Annotated in this window: 17 protein-coding genes; 12 read left to right on the top strand and 5 right to left on the bottom strand. The window is 58.1% G+C overall.

What is annotated here, in order from left to right:
• The first annotated feature begins 95 nt into the window (after positions 1-95).
• The 7 genes from G518_RS0127725 (at position 96) to G518_RS0127695 (ending at position 10,742) form a co-directional block, all read left to right on the top strand.
• A complete protein-coding gene (locus G518_RS0127725; RefSeq protein ID WP_036596329.1) occupies positions 96-467 on the top strand; it encodes a CesT family type III secretion system chaperone in 372 nt (123 codons plus the stop codon).
• A 16-nt stretch (positions 468-483) separates the two neighbouring features.
• Positions 484-2,412: a type III secretion system outer membrane ring subunit SctC gene (gene sctC / locus G518_RS37305; RefSeq protein WP_051237483.1), complete on the top strand. Its 1,929-nt coding sequence runs from the start codon at positions 484-486 to the stop codon at positions 2,410-2,412.
• Complete coding sequence (locus G518_RS37300) at positions 2,409-3,434, top strand: ABC transporter substrate-binding protein (protein ID WP_051237482.1); 1,026 nt, start codon at positions 2,409-2,411, stop codon at positions 3,432-3,434. The genes sctC and G518_RS37300 overlap by 4 nt, the downstream gene beginning before the upstream one ends.
• Positions 3,431-4,192 carry a hypothetical protein gene (locus G518_RS0127710; protein ID WP_028605250.1) on the top strand — a complete coding sequence of 254 codons (762 nt, stop codon included), beginning with the start codon at positions 3,431-3,433 and terminating at the stop codon, positions 4,190-4,192. The genes G518_RS37300 and G518_RS0127710 overlap by 4 nt, the downstream gene beginning before the upstream one ends.
• Positions 4,189-5,433 (top strand): hypothetical protein, encoded by a 1,245-nt coding sequence (locus tag G518_RS0127705; protein WP_028605249.1) that lies wholly within the window; start codon positions 4,189-4,191, stop codon positions 5,431-5,433. Before G518_RS0127710 ends, G518_RS0127705 begins: the two co-directional genes overlap by 4 nt.
• Entirely contained in the window at positions 5,423-7,459 is a 2,037-nt protein-coding gene (locus G518_RS38845; RefSeq protein ID WP_051237481.1) for a SpoIIE family protein phosphatase, read from the top strand. Before G518_RS0127705 ends, G518_RS38845 begins: the two co-directional genes overlap by 11 nt.
• 436 nt (positions 7,460-7,895) lie before the next feature.
• Positions 7,896-10,742 carry a DUF5979 domain-containing protein gene (locus tag G518_RS0127695; protein WP_028605248.1) on the top strand — a complete coding sequence of 949 codons (2,847 nt, stop codon included), beginning with the start codon at positions 7,896-7,898 and terminating at the stop codon, positions 10,740-10,742.
• A 214-nt stretch (positions 10,743-10,956) separates the two neighbouring features.
• On the opposite strand, the gene G518_RS0127690 is transcribed toward G518_RS0127695, so the two are convergent.
• Complete coding sequence (locus G518_RS0127690) at positions 10,957-12,078, bottom strand: branched-chain amino acid ABC transporter substrate-binding protein (RefSeq protein WP_425414313.1); 1,122 nt, start codon at positions 12,076-12,078, stop codon at positions 10,957-10,959.
• A gap of 479 nt (positions 12,079-12,557) precedes the next feature.
• Here G518_RS0127690 and G518_RS40225 point away from each other — a divergent pair, with 479 nt between their 5' ends.
• Entirely contained in the window at positions 12,558-12,707 is a 150-nt protein-coding gene (locus G518_RS40225) for a hypothetical protein (RefSeq protein WP_156909565.1), read from the top strand.
• A 9-nt stretch (positions 12,708-12,716) separates the two neighbouring features.
• Positions 12,717-13,316 (top strand): OmpW/AlkL family protein, encoded by a 600-nt coding sequence (locus tag G518_RS0127680; protein WP_028605246.1) that lies wholly within the window; start codon positions 12,717-12,719, stop codon positions 13,314-13,316.
• 311 nt (positions 13,317-13,627) lie between these two features.
• On the opposite strand, the gene G518_RS0127675 is transcribed toward G518_RS0127680, so the two are convergent.
• From G518_RS0127675 to G518_RS0127665, 3 genes are read right to left on the bottom strand one after another with little or no spacing between them, the layout of a single operon-like run.
• Positions 13,628-13,969 (bottom strand): hypothetical protein, encoded by a 342-nt coding sequence (locus G518_RS0127675; protein WP_028605245.1) that lies wholly within the window; start codon positions 13,967-13,969, stop codon positions 13,628-13,630.
• A gap of 26 nt (positions 13,970-13,995) precedes the next feature.
• Positions 13,996-14,433, bottom strand: a complete 438-nt coding sequence (locus G518_RS0127670) for a DNA polymerase III subunit chi (protein WP_342663785.1) — start codon at positions 14,431-14,433, stop codon at positions 13,996-13,998.
• Positions 14,434-14,439: 6 nt separating this feature from the next.
• Positions 14,440-15,936, bottom strand: coding sequence for a leucyl aminopeptidase (locus G518_RS0127665; protein ID WP_028605243.1), 1,497 nt, complete (start codon positions 15,934-15,936; stop codon positions 14,440-14,442).
• Between the two features lie 23 nt (positions 15,937-15,959).
• Here G518_RS0127665 and lptF point away from each other — a divergent pair, with 23 nt between their 5' ends.
• Genes lptF through G518_RS0127650 form a run of 3 tightly spaced genes read left to right on the top strand, consistent with a single transcriptional unit; the run spans position 15,960 to position 18,549 of the window.
• A complete protein-coding gene (lptF, locus tag G518_RS0127660) occupies positions 15,960-17,051 on the top strand; it encodes an LPS export ABC transporter permease LptF (protein ID WP_028605242.1) in 1,092 nt (363 codons plus the stop codon).
• Positions 17,048-18,178: an LPS export ABC transporter permease LptG gene (gene lptG, locus G518_RS0127655; protein ID WP_028605241.1), complete on the top strand. Its 1,131-nt coding sequence runs from the start codon at positions 17,048-17,050 to the stop codon at positions 18,176-18,178. Before lptF ends, lptG begins: the two co-directional genes overlap by 4 nt.
• Positions 18,175-18,549: a sirohydrochlorin chelatase gene (locus G518_RS0127650; RefSeq protein WP_028605240.1), complete on the top strand. Its 375-nt coding sequence runs from the start codon at positions 18,175-18,177 to the stop codon at positions 18,547-18,549. The genes lptG and G518_RS0127650 overlap by 4 nt, the downstream gene beginning before the upstream one ends.
• Here G518_RS0127650 and G518_RS0127645 read toward each other — a convergent pair.
• On the bottom strand, positions 18,532-18,996 hold the full coding sequence (locus G518_RS0127645; protein ID WP_028605239.1) for an Lrp/AsnC family transcriptional regulator: 465 nt from the start codon (positions 18,994-18,996) through the stop codon (positions 18,532-18,534). The genes G518_RS0127650 and G518_RS0127645 overlap by 18 nt on opposite strands.
• Positions 18,997-19,097 lie beyond the last annotated feature (101 nt).

Genomic DNA, 19,097 nt, shown 5'->3' with positions numbered 1-19,097 from the left:
GCAAGCCTGTCATACGCCATGGGACACCCTGTCTTTGCCACGCTTTACTTTCCACGGGGAAAAACGTGTCCAGGCATCCTCACTCAGGAGCACGCATGATTCTTGCTGAGTATGCTGCCACATTGGGCGAGGATGCGCCCTTCACCGGCACCCGCCTCACGATGACAGTGGATGGTCGCTATCGCTTGCAATTGCTGGAGCGCCAGGACGGGCGTGTGCTGGTGCGCACGCGGCTGCGCAGCTTGCCCGCGCCCGGGCCAGCGCGTGATGAGGTTTTACGCAATTTTGGCCTGCTGGCCTGTGGCCGCATGATCAGCGCGCCTGTAGCCTGCGCGGTCGATGCGCAGGAGCGCGGCCTGTGGCTGCAACAATTGTGTGATGCCGGCTCCACCCAGATTCTGGATGAGCAGGTAGGTGCGTTCGTAAATGAGCTGGCCTTCTGGGTTAGTGCAGTGCAGTCTGACTGAAAGGCCCGAGCGCCCAATGAAATTCTCACCCTTTTCTCTGCCTCCGCATCGTCTGGCCGCGATCGCCGCGGCTCTCATGCTGGTCGCAGCACCTTGCGCGCACGCCGGACCACCACCCTGGGGCGACGTTTCTTACAACTACTATGCAGACAAAGCGACACCACTGGCCACAGTGCTACGTGAGTTTGCAGGTTCATTCAGCCTGACGCTGGATCTTTCACCGCAACTGACCGGAAGCGTCAACGGACGATTTCAGGCGCGAACCCCCACAGAGTTCCTCAACCAATTGGGCGGTGTGTACGGTTTCCAGTGGTTTACCCACGCAGGCACCCTGTTCATAAGCCGCAGTAACGAGATAGCCACGAGCAGTATCAACAGCTCTGGAGCTCGTATCACGGCCATGCGTCAGGCGCTTACCAGCCTCGGCGTGCTGGATGCGCGATTCGGCTGGGGTGAATTGCCCGAACAGGGGCTGGCGCTGGTTTCAGGACCTCCTGCTTATGTGGACCTGGTCAAGCGCACCATTGAGAACTTGCCCCTGGTAGCTGGGGGACAGCAGGTTGCGGTATTCAGACTCAAGCACGCCTCGGTGGATGATCGCACCATGACGTACCGGGATCGACAGATCACCACCAAGGGCTTGGCGCAGGTGCTCCGCGACCTGGTGATGGGTGACTCCGCATCCGTGCCCGGCGTTAACAACGATGCTGTCTCGCGCTTGGCCGCACCACTGCGAGCAAGTGGAAACCCACCTTCTGGCCCACTCAGGAGTGTGGACTCCAGAATGGCCACTGCCCCCGCACTCGCGGGTAGTGTGAGCCTGCAAAGTGAAGACGCAGATGTCACCCGCGAGGGCTCCGCCAATTTAGTAGCCTCCCGCCGGCGTATGCCCTCCATACAGGCCGACTCCCGCTTGAATGCATTGATCATCCAAGACACGCCCGAGCGCTTGCCAATGTTCAAGGCACTGATCGAACAACTCGATGTGCCCACCGCGTTGATTGAGATAGAAGCGCTCATTATTGACGTCAACTCCACCCGCCTGGACGAACTGGGCATCGCTTGGGGTGGGCGAAAAGGCGGTTTGGCGGCTGGCTTCGGTGATGTGACCTCCTCCACCGGTGCGCTCACGATTTCCGCGGCTGCACGCAATACTGGCATCAGCACCACCTCCACGGTGCTCGACGCAGGCAACTACCTGGTTACCCGTATTCGTGCCCTGGAACAGATGGGAGAGGCCTCCATCCAGTCTCGGCCATCGATCCTGACACTCGACAATACGGGCGCATTGCTTGATCTGTCCGAAACTTTCTATATCCGCACATCCGGCGAGCGCGTAGCCACGGTCACTCCTGTGACGGTGGGCACGACGCTCAAGGTTACTCCGCGCTTCATCAGCCCGAGCGGGATCGGCCCCACCGTGCAGTTGGACGTGGACATCGAAGATGGCCAGATCCAGGATAGGGAGGTGGACAATCTGCCTACCGTACGGCGCAGTACTGTCAGCACTCAAGCGTTGGTGGGCGAGAATCAGACACTCTTGATTGGTGGTTACAACACGCAATACACGACGCAGGCGAATGACCGCATCCCCTTGCTGGGTGCCATTCCGTTGGTGGGAGCTCTTTTTTCTCACAAGGTGAACACTTTGCAAGCACGCGAGCGGCTGTTTCTCATCAAGCCGCGCGTGGTGACCTTGCCAGATCCTGAACCAGCACTGCTGCCCGGTGGCCCTGTGCCCCGTATCAGCGCCCCCCCGGGGCGTGACCCGTCTGAGAAGACTTCCCCGTATCAGCCCACACAGCCGCCAGACTATCCTGCCACTCTCATTAACCCGCCGCCCGCCCCATTTCAGTTGGTCAAACCGGCTACACCTGTACAGCGTGCCAAGCCGCCGCAGAGCTTTCCGGCCTCCGGCGAATACGATGATGGCAGGCTGAAATGAGCCTGAATGCCAGAGGAAAGGCACTCGGTGCTTTTTTTTTCCTCACGTTCCTGTTCGCCAGCGGCATGCACACGGGCGACGCACTCGCTCAACGAAAAACCCACACCATCGCCATGGTGCTATCGCGCGAGGAGCAGAACATAGAGGCAAGCTTTCGCGACTATCTGGCCAAGCGGCTATTGCTCGTCAAATTTGAGAACGTCCATTACTCTGACCGCCCCGAGGATGGACCAGCGCTCATTGAGGCAGTACGCGCGCTCAAGCCCGATCTGATCTATTCCTGGTCTACAAGCACCACTCTGGCGCTTGCGGGGAAAGATAACCTTGTCGATGCTGCCACACATATCCGCGACATCCCCATCGTATTCACCGAAGTCACCGATCCCGTTGGCTCAGGCTTGCTGCGCCAACTCGATCCCCCGAATCGCAACCTCACGGGGGTGAGCCACGTGGCCCCGCTTACGGTGCAACTCAAAGCCATGAGCAGCTACCGACCCTTCAAGCGGCTGGGCTACATCACCAACCCGGCTGAATCGAACACCCTAGGTATTGCCCAGGTGCTCAAACGCATGGCGCCCGAAATGGGCTTCGACCTGCTCGAAGAAACTGTGCCGTTGAACGAAGACGGCGAAGCAAACTTCAACGCGCTGCCCGGCCTGGTTGCGCGACTGGCAGAGAGAAAGGCTGATCTTCTCTACATAGGGCCCAGCTCATTTCTGGCTTTCACACACCGAGACTTGGTGACCAATGCCGCGCTACGCGTTCGTTTACCAACCTTCTGTGCCACTGAAAGCGTTGTACGTCAATCGCAATGCATGTTCGGTCTGTTTGCCAACGGGGCTAACGTAGGCCGATTCGCCGCATACAAGGCCAGCCAGATCCTGATTGACCATGTTCCAGTAGAGACCATCCCCGCGCAGTCGCTTCAGCGCTTTTCATTGCTCATCAACATGCCTATCGTGAAGAAACTGGAGTTCTACCCTCCATTGACTCTTCTGAGCGTGGCGGAAGTGATCGAATGATTGAGCCAGAAGGCATTTCGGCGATAGGCTGGAAGCGTCCACTCATCACCATATCAGCCTGCCTGGAGCTTACCGGGCGATGGTGGGTTGTGGCCATGTGCGGACTGCTCCTCTTGACTGCGCTTCTGTTCAGCCTGCAGCGCGCGCAAGCACAGGTGCTTCGTGAAGCGCGTCTGGACATCGCCCTGCAGGGACTGCGCGAGCGTCTGGAAACTAACCTCTCGCTTGGGTTTGAATTGGCAGAAAGCAATCAGGCACAAGCGCTTCTGGAGGACCTCCTGTCCGATGACCCATCACTATTGGCAGCCGAGGTATTCGATACCAATTCTCTATCCCTGTTCAATACCGATCGCGGCGCTATCGGCGACCGTGTTCCGCCCAGCTGGATACTGGCCAGCTCGACCATGACGTCAACCCGAGGCATGGAAGCACACGCGACTTGGTCGGTCATCGGAGGGGAATCTTTCACGCTCGGTATGCCAATCCGTGGCCCGTTCGGGGAAATTTCGGGGCATATCAGCATTACATCCCCCAACCCACCGACACCTACGCCTTGGCGCCTCCTGGGCGCTGTGCTCATTGCAATGGTTTGCCTGACAGCCGCCTGCGCCTTGTTCACCGTGTGGCTGATGCGTGGGCTGGCGAGGCAAAGTGACGCCGTGGGGATGGACCTTGCTGCGACACGTCTGCACGCCGCAGAAGTGCGTTTGGCCAATGGGCTTGAATACCTCACGCGCAATGAGGATGGCATACGATGACCACTGCTTCATTGGCTCGCCAGTTTGCCGTAAAGGGCTTCCTGCTTCTCTTGCTATCAGGCCTTCTGGTTACCTGGGTTGCCTTGTCCCAGCTACGTGAGATGGCGTACGACGAAGCAAAGGCACGAGCGCACTTGATCGCAGAGGACATGGCTGACCATGTTCAGTTGGCAGTGAATCTCGGGATCCCCATAGATCGCCTGGTGGGAGTGGAAGATCTGTTTACCCACCGCATGCAAAGCTTCAAGAGCATTCTTAGAGCCGCACTGGTCGACACCCAAGGCCAAGTGCTGCAGGAACGCGGCACCAGCCAGGGGGAAGCGCTACCACTGGTGGTAGTGCCGATCACCATGAAGGGAATGCCTGTCGCACGGCTTGAGTTGCTCTGGCGCCAGCCCGCTGTGTCAGCCCTGCTACTGACTTGGGGACTGCCCGTGGCCGTGCTGACAGCGCTTATCGCCGGGCTGGCAGCCGAGGCGCTGCGTTACGCTCTAAGAGGCCGAGTGCTAAGGCGCGAGCTCCTTGTGCGTGAGGCCTGTGAACGCATCGCCGCTGGTGATTTGGCAACCCGCCCTCCCCGCATAGGACGCAAGGATTTCGATCAACGCCTGCCGTGGCTGGCTGAGCAATTGCGCCATGCCGGTGACCAACATCTGCGCATTGAACGCTTGGCCCAATCGCTTCGGCAGACTGAACCCGATTTCGACAAACGTCATCAACTTGACCGGGTACTGGCCGAGACACTGGGCGACGACCGCTTTTCCTTGCCATTGCCCAGGGGCGGTACAACCACCACGCTCTCTTCACAGTCGCCTGGACGATCTCACTCCACCGGGCCCATCCCTGTAAGTTCAAAAGACGCGTTGCAACGCTGGCGCGGGGTACTGTTGGGGCTGCTGGCTTGGGCGCCCATCACCGCTCTGGCTGGCTACCCCTTGAGCTTGGTTGGCGCTTGTGCTTTCGCCATGCTGGCAGCCGTGCTCGGTATTGCACACTATTCCCATTGGTGGAAGGGGACAGCCCCGGCTTGGTACGGCGCCTTGCTCGGCGGACTCGTGTTTGGTCCTGGCCTGAGTCTGCTTGCGCAGATGGCTTGTGCACCCCGGAGTTTTCAAGCCTCGAATGGACTTGGCTATGCAATCTTGGGGGTTTGCGGTCTGGCAGCCCTCTCACTACCTCTGATCGGTAACCGCGTGCGCGAATCGAAGTCCAAGCCAGGTATGGAGCCGCATGCAGCTTAAGACTCGCGTCACGGTGTTGTTGCTCATTGCAGCCATTTCCCTATTGCTGTTCGCTGGCGCTTGGGGGTGGCAACGCGATAACGAACTGACAGACCGTTACCACCAAGTGGTGCTGCAATCTCAAGCCATCGCCTGGAACAAGCTGGAAAATGAATCCAGGAACAATCTAGAAACCACACTCACAGAAGTCTTGGGGCGAGCCGACGTGGCACATGCTTGGGCGGAGCATGACTACGAGGCCCTTGATACCCTGATGGAGCCCATACTGGATCGCCATCCCGGATGGCGTGCGGATTGGTTCGATGCCCGGCGTGTACTGGCTCATTCCAGTTCGACCGCCCTCCTACAACAACCCATGGTGGATACAGGCTGGCTAGCTCGAGCGCTAGCCAGCAATCAAACGCAGACAGGGCTAAGCCAGTCTTCGCGCGAGCGCTACTACCTGGTGGCGTTACGTCGCTTCGGCCCTGAGAACGCACCGGGTGTCCTCGCCCTCGGACAGAATCTGGGGCACCTGTTGCCCGAAATGAATCGCACCATAACCGGTGAAAGTTTCATCATCAACTTGCGCGGCCAGGGCATCGCAGGAACACTCCCCGGTGTAGTCAACGAAGAAGACTTGTCGCTGACCGCGCGGCGACCGAGCATAGCCGAGATCTCCGCGCCCGGCGGGCGCCAGTGGTTAACGGCGACAATGCCTTTGGAGGGCCCCAACCATCGCCCCGTGGGCGCCATTTTGACCGCGTGGGACATCACTGACCAGGAAGGTGCCGAACAGTGGATCGATTTGCTGGCGATGGGCGGAGCCGCGACATTCCTTGCTGTGCTGGGCTGGGCTGTTTTTGTTTATTTGCGCCGCGCGCTGCGTCCGCTGGAACGCTCTGTACGGGTACTGGATCAATTGGCGAAGGGGGATCTACGTGCCACCCCCGATGAAGACGACCAGGCATTACCCGACGAGGCAGGCCAGATTGCGCGTAGCGTGGCCGCGCTCAGGGATGAAATGTTCAACCTGCAAATGCTGCGCGATGAACGCTCGCGCACCCATCAACAACAGGAAAGGCTGATTCGCGGCCAACTGCGCCAACTTGCCGAGACCCTGGATGAAGAAGCGCGCGCTGAGGTGTTGACCGCACTGGAACCACAGGAGGCTGAGACTTCTCGCACCGACAATTCACTGGTCAAGTTGGCTGGTGTCCTTGGCCGCATGTCCGATCTGGTAACTACGCAGCAGCATCGACTGGTGGGGCTTCTTCACAAACTTCGCGAAGCCATGGCTCAGCAGGCTACGCTGATCAGCCTGCAGCAGGAGCTTGAAATAGCCCGCACCATGCAGCTCTCCATCTTGCCGCGTTCCGCCCCGCCCACGCAAGCTGTGGCGGTCTCCGCATTGATGGTGCCGGCCAAGGAGGTAGGGGGCGACTTCTATGATTACTTCCTTATGAGAGACGGACGCTTGGCCATGGTGGTGGCCGACGTATCAGGGAAAGGCATTCCCGCTGCATTTTTCATGGCCATCTCTCGCACCCTGCTCAAGAACATTGCACAGTTCCTGCAGGATCCCGCCGACATCATCGACCGCCTGAACAAGCAACTTTGCGCTGAGAACGAGCAGATGATGTTCGTTACTGTTTTTCTGTGCCTGCTGGATTTGAAAACCGGCCAACTCGATTACGTCAATGCCGGCCACAATCCGCCGCTGCTGCTGCGTGCTGATGGCGCTGTGGAGACCATGCCACGCGGCAAGAATATGGCGCTGGCAGTGATGGACGACTTCGAATTCAAACCAGGTCGCACCCAACTGAACCCCGGCGATACGCTGCTGCTCTACACAGATGGGGTCACTGAGGCTGCAAATCCAGAAGGACACTTCTTTGGAGAAGCCCGCCTGACCGAATTGGTGAGCCAGTACAAACCGGGCTCCGGTAACTTACCCGAAGCCCTGCTAGAAGCGGTGCGCGAATTCGAAGCGGGCGCGCAGCAGACAGATGACATCACCTGCGTCACCACGAAATTCCTTGGCTGAAACTGTCCGGCGTTTCCACCAACCGCAATCCGCTGCACCGTTCCAGGAGCATCTAACTTCGCTGAGTCCTGCGAATTCGTGGGTCTATTGCACACATCAATTTATGATTTCATGAACAGAAATTACAATTCGTGACACAACCTGTCCACTGCCACACACCTTGTCATCTTCTATTTCGTTAAATGAAATGGTGATGCTGTTGTCGCAGTGATAGTTGATGAGTTTCCTATTGAGCGTGTTATTTTCAAATGAACTCAAGGGAAAACAAAAAAGTTCGACTGATAGGGTCTGTATAAGCCGTTGTAGAGTTGCCTGGTCTTCACATTTTTTGAGAAGAACGCCAGGGAGCCTCCTTCAATGGAGTCACAACCCAAAGCTTGCAAGCGGAAGACCTGTATATGCAGAAGATTCGCTGGCCACACAACTGGAGCACATCGTGCGCATTCGATCCAAATTCCGCGCTGCTTTTTTGGGGTTCTGGCGTCGCGCCAGGCCAGGTAAGCTGCAAGCCGCATTTGCGCTGGGCTTGCCTCTCCTGTTCAGCAGTGGATGGGTCCACGCGGCGAATGTCGAGCTAACGGTTAGCAAGGGAGCGCCGAGCACCGCACTCACATGGACGGACTTTAACTACACCATCACGGTGGGCAACACGGGTAACGCGACCACCGGCACCAGCACCGTGCTGGACACATTGCCAGCACGGCTGTATGACCTGCAAGCCACTAGCGTGGTGCCGATAGGAGGTGCCACCTGTCCGACTCTGGCAGTTATCAATGCGGCCATCCCCATTGCTTTGCAAAGCCCGGCAACAGCCGAATCCTCGGCAGGCCAAACCATCAGCATTCCCATTCCCAGCCTGCCTCAAGGGGCACGTTGTGAAATCACGATATCAGCGAAGGCCTCCACACCTGGTAGCTATGTCAATACGATCAGTGTGACTCCTGCAGCCAGTGACACTGACGGCCCAACAGGGAATACGGGCGTTGTCACTACCAGCGTGGAGAAGGCTAACCTTGATCTACGAGTGACAAAGGAGTTGCTGACTCCATCGCCCGCAAACTTTGGCGTCCCGGTGCGCTATCGCATTACTTTTCACGGTGATCCCGTCATCTCAGTGCCCAACCTGGGCACCTTTTACCCTCGCACGTTTGACGGATGGCAAAGCGTTACCGGCACTTTCGGGGGCAGCAATGGTGGCGTGGCCTACGCCAGTTCAATCGCCAGTTGTGTCACAACAGGAGGCGCCACAGGCTGCGCAGGCTCTCCACCAGCAGTGACTGCCGTCGGCGGGAGCACCATGAGCGCCGGCCAGTTGTTGAGCCAAACCAAGATCTCACTGCCCGCGAACAGCACGCTGGTCATCGAAGAAGACGTTGTATTTACCCCGCCCGCTTGCGGAGGGCTGCGCGTGGTCAACCTCGCAACTTTAAGCTTGCATGCCAATGGCGGCGGAACCCTACTGGACGACGACAATCCCGCGAACAACAACGACAGAGCCACGCTGGTACTCAACAACGTGGGAACGTGCGTGGTCGCCACCAATACCCTCAGGACGACCAAGACGCTGGCCAACACTGCGGATACGGTAGTAGATACTGAGGGTGAGGCCGTAGGGTATGTGATCAGATCAACCTACACGAGCCCGCACGTCCCGGTGGCTGGGATCAGGTTTGGTGACATATTCCAGTATTTCAACGAAAACGGGTCCGCCGCTTTGGCCACAGGCCCTGCGCCATCACACTCAGTCTGGCTGATGAGTTGTACGGTAGATTCTCTGGGCACGGGATCCGCTTGCCCGCCTGGCCCTTATCCGCGCCAGTTGCAAGCACCAACGACGTCTTATGCGAATCAGAATTCACCCTTGGGCCTAGGCAGCATTGCCCACGGTGGTTTTGTTGAAATCAGGTTGGAAGAGCGCTGGACCGGTATCAACACACTGCCTTGCCTGGCTGATCGAAAAAGGGTGTCCAACAAAGTGGATTCTGTTTTGGTCATGCCAACAGGCAGCGGCTATGCGAACTTCAGCGAGCCATCATCCTCTCCTACCTCAGGGGAAGTGACTATCGACCCGAACGTACCGGTATGCGTGGATATAGCCACCAACAAGAGCGTTTCCCCTGTCAATCCAGCGGCAGGTGTGCCGGTCACCTTCAACCTGCAGTTCACCAACAACAGCCTGGCTGTAGTGGGTGTGGCCAACTCAGCCACCAATGTAGCGGTCACCGACGTGTTGGGTCCCCACTTCACGGCGACCGCGGCCTCCTGCAGCGTGACGTCTGGCAGTGCCGAAGCACCTTCCGTGTCTTTGGCCAACATCACCGGTGCCAACAACACCTTCAGCGCCGTGATTCCACGAATGGACAACGGCGCTTCTGTGCAATGTACGGTTACGGGCCTCATTGAAAGCACCGGCAGCTTCAGCAACACCGCAACGGCCAACGCCACATCAGGTAGCGGCCGTACCGGGCGATACGACACGGTGGCCATCAACAACGACAGCATCGTCAACTACGGCATTGTTCCGCCGGCGACCGTGTCCGTGACCAAAACATTGTCGGGTGCAGTCGAAGGGCATGTAGCTGGAAGCACCTTCCCTGTGACAGTCAGTTGCACCGTCACGCCTACCGCAGGCGGAAATGCAGCCACAGTCTCGCAGACGGTTAACCTGTTGCCCACTGTGACACAGGTTATTCCTATTCCGCCCACCACAGGCCAGCAAACCGCAGCATGCACGGTCACTGAAGGCGCCACACCTGCAACAGTGTCGGCAGGGTTTGCGTACGGAACGCCAGTGATCACTCCGGCCACATTTGACTCTCCGCCCGGAGGCTCGGCAGCGCCTCCCATCACAGTGAACAACCCACTTGCCCTTGTGATGGGTTCACTAACCGTGACGCCCACCGTGACGGGTCTTGTGCAGGGCTACGGAGGCCAGACGTTTGGCGTCAGTGTGAACTGCACTGGCCCAGGCGTGACAGGTTTCCCTCAGGTGTTCGACCTGGTCGCTGATGCAAGCCAAATGGTGCCTGTACCTCTGGCAGCGATCTGCACGGTCACCGAGACGCAACCGCCAGCCAATGCAGGTTTTGTGTTCCAGGCCCCCATATTTACCTCTGCTGCAACGGTGACAATCACGGGTGAAGATGCCGTGAGCATCGTGAACAACCTGGTGGCCGCCAGTGCTTCACCGGTTCCCGTGCCATCTCTGGATGCCAAGGCCCTGGTCAGCCTCATGTTGATGATGGCTATAGCGGGCCTTTGGGTCGGCCGACGCCGCCGCTAAAGCGTTGTAGAACGATAGAAGCCAAGGCCCTCTACAAGTGAGCAGTCACTTGTAGAGGGCCTTTGTCTTTGTATTGGAACTACAAGTAACCTCACCACTTTCATATCTGATCAGCGGCCTTGGACACATTCTTAGGCGGCTCAAAACAAAAAACCCCTAGCTCGGACTCGCATCCAAGCTAGGGGCCGGTTCAGGCGAACGCCCGTTTTCGAAATCAGTTCAGGGCAGTTTTCTTGCCGTTTTTATAAACTGAAAGCGTGATGGTGGGGTTCTTCATCTCGCCGTTCGGTTGGAACTGAATGGTCGATGTGACGCCCTTGTAATTCGCCTCGATCAGCTTGGGGGTGTAAACCTTGGGGTCAGTCGAGTTGGCGCGTTTCATAGCGTCTGCCAGCAACATGGCGGCGTCGTAGGTGTAGGGGCTATAAAGCTGGAACTGCTTGGGGAAGTCTGCGTCGTAACGCTTCTTCCATGCAATGCCGCCAGGCATTTTCTGGATGGAGGAGCCACCATCCGCGCAAACGACGTTGCCCACAGTTTTAGCGCCTGCAGCCAGCTCGCCCAGCTTCTCGGTGCAAATACCATCGCCGCCGAACACTTTGACATTGCCCATGCCCAGTTGCTCGATCTGGCGCAGCATTGGGCCGCCTTGTGCATCCATGCCGCCGAAGAAAATACCATCAGGCGCCTTGGCCTTGATGGCGGTCAAAATCGCCATGAAGTCGGTCGATTTGTCCGTGGTGAACTGGCGATCGACAACCTGGATGCCTTTGCTCTTGGCAGTTTTCTCGAAGATGTCTGCCACGCCTTGACCGTAGGCGGTGCGGTCATCAATGACGGCCACTTTCTTCAGCTTGAGGGCATCTGCGGCATAGAAAGCCAGACCAGCCCCAAGCGAGAGGTCATTGGCAATAATTCGGTAGGTAGTTTTATAACCAGGCTTGGTGAGGTCCGGATTGGTGGCCGCGCCAGTCACGTGAGGGATACCGCAGTCGTTGTAGACCTTGGAAGCGGGAATCGTGGTGCCCGAATTCAGGTGGCCCACCACGCCATTGACCTTGGCATCACACAGCTTCTGGGCTGCGGCAGTGCCTTGCTTGGGATCAGCTGCATCGTCTTCGGACTGCATTTCCCACTTGATCTTCTTGCCACCAATGACGATGTTCTGCTTGTTCAGATCCGCAACGGCCATGCGCACGCCGTTTTCGTTGTCTTTGCCATAGTGGGCCTGCGGGCCAGACATAGGCGCAACGCTGCCAATCTTGACCACTTGGACATCCTGCGCAAACGCCATGCCAGACACGGCAGCCAGGGCGGCAACGGCTATCAGACTCATCTTCACATGCATAAAGCCTCCAGATTGAATTTGTTGAACAGAGATTGTGCTCAACGGGCATAAACGTTAACGCAATTTCCGGACCAGCAACATAGGGATCACGCTAGGAGATCGTCGAACTTGGAAACTGACTGATGCAAATCAGCCCGCCGAGCCCGGTGAACCACTCGATCGGAAAGCTGCGAACGCCAGCAGTTGATTCGCGGTGTATTGCGTGCGAGCAACACTTGCAGTTTCTCGCCATGCCCGGAGAGGCAAGGTGCCAGGAAGTTGAGGTGGGTCAACCCCTATAGACATGAGCTTTGTTTCAATGAACTTGTCAGCCAATAAATGCATGCGCTGTCAATAAAGTGCTTAAGAACGTGCTCATGATCTTTTCGGGGTCGCGCACGTTCCAGTGCGGGATGGGATGCAAGGCGCGGCGCGCAGCCAATAGCCCGTGCTATTGGCAAGCGTTGCAACGCCGCAGACCGCCCGCAATGGCACTTGCCCTCCGGGTTGGGGCGAAATCGGGCGATTTCTTTGGCCATCCGCTTGCATGGGCACCAGCCCATGCGGCGCAAATGACCTTCGAACTCATCCCGATTGCGACCCAACGCGACCCCGAAAAGAACATGAACACGTTCTGAGGAAACCACATGAAAAAAACTCTGATCGCCCTTGCCGCAGTAGCCAGCGCCCTGACCGCAGGCACTGCGTTTGCCCAATCTTCCGATGGATCCAGCCCCTGGATGGTGCGTGTGCGCGCGGCCCATCTGGCCAGCGACAACGGCGGCCCTGCGGGGAATGCCGGCGTGAGTGTGAGCGACAAATGGATTCCGGAAGTCGATGTGTCGTACTTCTTCACTCCCAACATTGCGGCCGAGTTGATCCTGACCTATCCGCAAAAACACGATGTGCGACTGGGCGGCAGCTCCATCGGCTCGCTCAAGCATTTGCCTCCCACACTGCTGGCTCAGTACCATTTCACCAATTTTGGTGCGTTCAAGCCCTATGTGGGTGCGGGCGTGAACTACACGCGCTTCTCGAACGTAGACATTCTCGGCGGCACGGTTAATGTGAGCAGAAACAGCTGGGGCCCTGCCCTGCAAGCGGGTTTTGACTACGCGCTGACCAAGAACTGGTCGCTGAACTTCGACGTCAAGAAGGTGTATATCGACACCAATGTCAGCGCAGGCATTGGCAAGCTCAAGGTGGATCCTTGGCTGATGAGCGTGGGCATCGGTTACCGGTTCTGATTAGGTTCCGAGAAAGGGAGACTGAAGCAGGCAAAAATCTTCAGGCTCTCTTTGCCATCAAACCCTGATGGTAAAAGCGTGCGTTCGAGAATAGGAATCCGCTCACGCCTGTCGAAGCCTTGCGCAACGCTTCGACAAGCTCAGCGCGAACGGATTTGTTGAGATCGAAGTGCGGCGCGAGGCTTCGACAAGCTCAGCCCGAACGGTGTTTTTGTTTCCAAGCCACTCAGCGTCGTGACAGAAATCATAGAACCTCAGCCCGAACGGTGTTTATCGATTAAACGCAGTTCGGTACTAGGTCGTGGACGATCTTAGTCACTCCGCGTGGCTGCCTTCGCCACTGTTTCACGCACCACTTCAGCCACTGCCTGCCGGATGTGGGCATTGAGAATAGGCATTTGTGCGTGCAGCACCTGTGCAATGGTTTCGCTGAGGCGGGCATCCAGCTCCGGGCCCAGCCGGGCCAATAACTCGATCACTGCGGCATCAGGCAGCGAAACGACTGGTTGCTCGGGCAAGCGAGACTGCGCCACTGGTTCAAGCGGCGGATCAACAGCCGCGCGGCCAGCCGTTACCGCCGGGCCGACGATTTCCGTCAGCGTAGGTACGAAACGCGGGGCCTGCCGAGGGAAGGGGGTATCGTCCAGGGACATGCTTCAACCTAGTTTGATGAATGGGCTCAACTGCGGTTCAGGCCATGCTGCTCGATAGCGTAACCACGACTGGCATAGTGGCGCCAACGAAGCCGCGCGCTGGCGCGATCGGCCTCCTCCTGGCTCACCAGTTCAATCAAACGCTCAAAGCGCTCGAAACCCTCAGGTACCTCCTGCCCCAGATGCAGGAGCACCTGGGTATGAGGCAATCGGCTGGCGTCAAGCGCCAGCACGATAGGCGTAGCGGCCAGCATGGACGCCTTGGCAGATACCGGGCAATGCGGTATGAAATCCAATGCGGAGAACGTCCATAGCGCCGTATTCAGGGCCAGCAAGGTCTCCTTGTCGCCCAACACGCCCACCTTGGCGCCCGCGCCATACGCCTTGCGCAAAAAGCGGCAGGCATAGGCCAGCTTGTCGGGCACATTGAAGTGAAACTCCACACCGGTCATCTGGCTACCCACGCAGACTCAGGCACGCCGTTTCTTTCCCTTGCCAGGCTCCCGCGCCTTGTCTCCGGCTGCGGCAGGTTCTTCCACCTGGGACAAAATATATTGCAGCAACAGCCCCACGGGCCGGCCGGTTCCACCCTTGGCTGCGCCACCTTTCCAGGCGGTTCCTGCGATGTCCAGATGCGCCCAAGGCGTGTCTTCGACGAATCGCTGCAGGAACTTGGCTGCCGTCACGGCGCCAGCGGCCCGGCCGGCGACGTTGGCCACATCAGCAAAGTTCGTTTTCAGGCCTTCGGCGTATTCGTCATCCAGGGGCATGCGCCAGCACGGATCTTGCGCTTTCGCGCCGGCCTGCATCAGCGCTTCAGCCAGCTCATCCCGATTGGAAAACAGGCCGCTCCGCACGCCGCCCAGTGCAATCACGCAGGCACCAGTGAGCGTGGCGATATCGATCATGGCGCGAGGCTTGAACCGCTGGGCATAGGTGAGCGCATCGCACAGGACCAACCGCCCTTCGGCATCGGTATTGAGAATTTCGATGGTCTGACCGCTCATGCTCTTCACCACATCGCCCGGCTTCACGGCACGGCCATCGGGCATGTTCTCGCAGGCGGGGATTACTCCAACCACGTTGATCGCAGGCTTGCACTCTGCCAAAGCCCGAAACACGCCCAGTACGCTGGCAGCGCCGCCCATGTCGTACTTCATTTCGTCCATTTCTGGAGCGGGCTTGAGCGAAATGCCGCCGGTGTCGAAGGTAATGCCCTTGCCCACCAACGCCACCGGCGCGCTCGATTTTTTGGCGCCGTTGTAGCGCAGAACAATCAGGCGAAGCTCCTGTTCGGAGCCTTGCGCGACGGCCATAAAGGAACCCATGCCCAGCTTGGCAACTTCCTTGGGCCCAAGGATTTCGCAATCGAAATGCTCGCCCTTGCCGAGTTCACGCGCTACTTCAGCCAGATGTATGGGCGTGGCGTGATTGGCTGGGCGATTGGCCCATTCCCGGGCCAATTCCACCCCGCGCATGGTCGCCACAGAATTTTCAAAGGTTTCGCGTACGGAAGCCGCTTCAGGCACGCCCAGCACCACGCGGTTCAGCTTGCCTGGCTCAGACTTGCTTTTGGTGGCGGTGTAGACATAAGTAGCATCAGACACCGCCTGTACGGCAGCATGCACCGCAGCCGCTTCAGCGGAAGCTGCAAAGCAAAGCACGGCCTCTTTGGCGTCAGATCCCTTGAGCGCCGCCATCCCTGCCAGCGCAGCTTTGCGCACTGATGCGGGAGAACCATTGCCAATACCGGCAAGAATCAGCCTGGCGGGCGTGACGCGCGCCGCGCCGTACGCCTGGAGCAAACCGCCTTCGGTCTTGAAATCGCCGCTGTCTGTGGCGCGGCGAATCAGCACGGAAATAGCATCTTCGCCGGGCGTGAAACCATCGGGAACCAACACGATGAGCGCACCAGATTTACCGGAAGCTGCCTCATCCAAACGCAAGGTCTTCAACTCGAAGTTCATAATCTACCTTTTCCTTTCAGCCGATGTTATTCCATTCGTCGTTTCGCAAGGAGCTCAGCCGCAGTTTCGGTGCCACGCTGGTAGTACTGGTGACGATCGTGATGACCATGATCCTCATCCGTACGCTGGGGCAGGCCTCGCTCGGCAGCGTGAACCCTTCCGAGGTATTCCTCGTCATGGGCTTCACGGTGGTCGGGCAGTTGCCAACCATCCTGACGCTGAGCCTCTTCATCTCTGTGACCTCCACCCTCACGCGCATGTATGCAAGCAGCGAAATGGTGGTGTGGTTCTCCTCTGGGCAAAACCTTACCGCGTTTCTGCGCCCGCTGCTGCGCTTTGCCGCGCCTATCTTGCTCGTAGTGGGTTTATTGGCCTTGGTGGTCTGGCCTTGGTCGAATGTGCAGATTCGTGAGCTGCGCGATCGCTACCAAAGCCGTGGTGACATCGAACGCGTCGCGCCGGGGCAATTTCAGGAATCAGCCGGTGGCCAACGTGTGTTTTTCATAGACAAATTCACTGCGGGCAGCGATACGGGTAGAAACATCTTCATCTCGGATGTTGAAAATCAGCGGGAATCCGTGACCTCCGCCCAGAGTGGCAGCATCCAGATGATCAAGGACGAGCGCTTTCTCATGCTCAACAACGGGCAGAGATTACAGACAGAACTGGACACCGGAGCAACCCGGGTGAGTGAGTTCGTGGAGTACGGCGTGCATGTGAGTGATCGCACGCTGGGCTCCTCGGTGAGCGATTCACCCCGATTCAAGGCCACGCCGGCGCTTGTGATGGAGCCCACCGCACGCAACCTCTCAGAGCTTTCCTGGCGGCTGGGCCTGCTGTTCGCCGCTGCCAATTGCGTGGTCATTGCGCTGGCTGCCACCAGGGTCAACCCCCGCGTAGGCCGCAGCGCGGGGCTGATCTTTGCCCTGTTTGTCTTTGCGACCTATTACAACCTGGTGAACGTAGGGCAGTCCTGGATCGCCAATGGCCGCGTGAACTTTCTGGTGTTTATGCTGGCCCTGCACGGAGGTATTTTCCTGCTGGCGCTTTCCTGGATGATGGTCCGGCAGGGCAACTGGCCCAGCTTGCGGCGCCGCAGAGGATGTGCCCCATGAACACCATCAGACGCCTCATTTACGGCGAGATCCTGCGCTCAGTAAGCTTTGTGATCGTGGCCTTCCTGTTGCTGTTCTTTTTCTTCGATTTCGTTGACGAACTGCAATCCCTGAATCGTCTGGCCGCCCAAGGTTACACGCTTCCCCTGGCCCTGCTCTATGTGGCGCTGCTTGTGCCCTCTCATCTGTACGAGCTGCTTCCGATTGCGGTGCTGATTGGCACCATCTACGTGATGGCACGCCTGGCAGAAAGTTCGGAATTCACCATTTTGCGTACCAGCGGACTGGGGCCAAGCCGCGCTTTGAGTACGCTTTTGACACTCGGTTTGGGGTTCGTTGCCCTGACTTTCATTTGCGGCGACTACCTTGCGCCAGAAGCCAACCGCGCCGCGCAGATCCTCAAGGGTCGTTTTTCCGGCGAATTGACGGTGGGGCAGACAGGCGCCTGGCTCAAGGACCGTCAGGACGAACACAGCTACTCCGTCAACGTGGGAGCCCTCTCACCATCGGGCAGCATGACCAACGTGCGGATTTTCGAGTTCGATGCCCAGGGGCGGTTGGTGTCGACCACCAAGGCCGCTCACGCGCGCTTTGCCTCTGATAATTCCTGGGCGCTGGAGAAGGTGCAGCGTAGAGAGTTCGATCTGGCGGCGCCGACGGGTCAGGCTGCAAGTGGGGGCAAACTCCCTCAAGTACAAAACTCGATCTCGCCCGAGTTGCGCTGGCCCACTCGTCTTTCGATTGATATGGTGGCCGCGGCGCTTTTGAGCCCGGACCGCATGCAGACCGTGGATCTTTTCCAGTACATCCGCCATCTCGATGACAACGGGCAAAGCGCTCAGCGCTACGAAATCGAGTTCTGGCGCAAGGTGTTCTATCCTTTGAGCTGCCTGGTGATGATGGTGCTCGCACTGCCTTTCGCTTACCTGCATTTCCGCTCGGGCAACATAGCCGGGTATGTGTTCCTTGGCGTGCTGGCGGGCATTAGTTTCTTTCTGCTTAACAACGTATTCGGCTTTATCGGCAATTTGCGAAACTGGGAGCCCTGGGTAGCGGCGGCTGCTCCGGGTATCTTGTATTCGCTGCTATCGCTGGGAGCGTTCCGGTGGTTGGTGGTGAGGCAATGAGCCCTTCTCGCGCCACCGTATTGTTCGCTCACGGCTCGCGTGATCCGGCGTGGAGTGCGCCCATTGAAGCTGTGGCGCAGCGCATGCGCCAAATTCAACCTGGCTCGCAAGTGGCGTGTGCCTACCTGGAATTGACAGCGCCCGACCTCGCCACCTGCGTGGCCCCGCTGTTGAGCGCCGGCGTCCGTGCGATTACTGTCTGGCCGATGTTTCTTGGCAGTGGGCGCCATGCGCGCGAAGATCTGCCACGGCTGATTCGCGAATTGAGCGAACAACATCCGGAGATCGAGTTCAACTTGCAGCCGGCCATCGGCGAGCATCCGGACGTGCTGGATGTCATGGCACGGACTGCACTAGGAACGGGCATCTAACGGCAGCGCCGTCTTGTATCTCACCTGCTTGAGCGCAAAGCTGGATCGAATTTTCTCAATATCCGCAATGGGTGTGAGCTGATCGAGGATAAAGCGCTCCAAGGCCGCGATATCTGCCACCACCACGCGGATCAGGTAGTCTGAGTCGCCGGTCATCAGGTAGCACTCCATCACCTCATCCTGCTCGGCAATGCGTTGCTCGAAACGGGCCAAGGCGTCCTTGCTCTGGGTACGCAAGCTGATGTTGATGAACACGTTGAGGCCCAGGCCGAGCTTGGCGGCATCGGCCAAGGCCACGTATTGGCGGATCACTCCACTGCTTTCCAAAGCCTTGACGCGCGCGAGGCAAGGAGACGGAGAAAGCCCGACGCGCTTTGCCAACGCCACATTCGAAATAGATGAATCGCCTTGCAACTCGCGCAGGATGTTCTTATCGACTTTATCCACTTTATTTCCTGAGTTTTCACAGATTCAAAGCATATTGTGCTGCTATGTGAGTGAATTTCAGAATCAATAAGCAGCACATGCGGCCTTATTTTCTCTAAAGT

The organism is Ottowia thiooxydans DSM 14619, assembly GCF_000422885.1.
Taxonomy (GTDB): Bacteria; Pseudomonadota; Gammaproteobacteria; order Burkholderiales; family Burkholderiaceae_C; genus Ottowia; species Ottowia thiooxydans.
This window is presented reverse-complemented; position numbering and strand designations above follow the sequence as displayed.

Excerpts from the sequence above, each read along its gene's own strand:
- G518_RS37300 (WP_051237482.1), top strand. The coding sequence starts at position 2,409 with ATGAGCCTGAATGCCAGAGGAAAGGCACTCGGTGCTTTTTTTTTCCTC.
- G518_RS38845 (WP_051237481.1), top strand. The coding sequence starts at position 5,423 with ATGCAGCTTAAGACTCGCGTCACGGTGTTGTTGCTCATTGCAGCCATT.
- sctC (WP_051237483.1), top strand. The coding sequence starts at position 484 with ATGAAATTCTCACCCTTTTCTCTGCCTCCGCATCGTCTGGCCGCGATC.
- G518_RS0127705 (WP_028605249.1), top strand. The coding sequence starts at position 4,189 with ATGACCACTGCTTCATTGGCTCGCCAGTTTGCCGTAAAGGGCTTCCTG.
- G518_RS0127690 (WP_425414313.1), bottom strand. The coding sequence starts at position 12,078 with ATGAGTCTGATAGCCGTTGCCGCCCTGGCTGCCGTGTCTGGCATGGCG.
- G518_RS0127680 (WP_028605246.1), top strand. The coding sequence starts at position 12,717 with ATGAAAAAAACTCTGATCGCCCTTGCCGCAGTAGCCAGCGCCCTGACC.
- G518_RS0127710 (WP_028605250.1), top strand. The coding sequence starts at position 3,431 with ATGATTGAGCCAGAAGGCATTTCGGCGATAGGCTGGAAGCGTCCACTC.
- lptF (WP_028605242.1), top strand. The coding sequence starts at position 15,960 with ATGTTATTCCATTCGTCGTTTCGCAAGGAGCTCAGCCGCAGTTTCGGT.
- G518_RS0127665 (WP_028605243.1), bottom strand. The coding sequence starts at position 15,936 with ATGAACTTCGAGTTGAAGACCTTGCGTTTGGATGAGGCAGCTTCCGGT.
- G518_RS0127675 (WP_028605245.1), bottom strand. The coding sequence starts at position 13,969 with ATGTCCCTGGACGATACCCCCTTCCCTCGGCAGGCCCCGCGTTTCGTA.
- lptG (WP_028605241.1), top strand. The coding sequence starts at position 17,048 with ATGAACACCATCAGACGCCTCATTTACGGCGAGATCCTGCGCTCAGTA.
- G518_RS40225 (WP_156909565.1), top strand. The coding sequence starts at position 12,558 with ATGGCACTTGCCCTCCGGGTTGGGGCGAAATCGGGCGATTTCTTTGGC.
- G518_RS0127650 (WP_028605240.1), top strand. The coding sequence starts at position 18,175 with ATGAGCCCTTCTCGCGCCACCGTATTGTTCGCTCACGGCTCGCGTGAT.
- G518_RS0127725 (WP_036596329.1), top strand. The coding sequence starts at position 96 with ATGATTCTTGCTGAGTATGCTGCCACATTGGGCGAGGATGCGCCCTTC.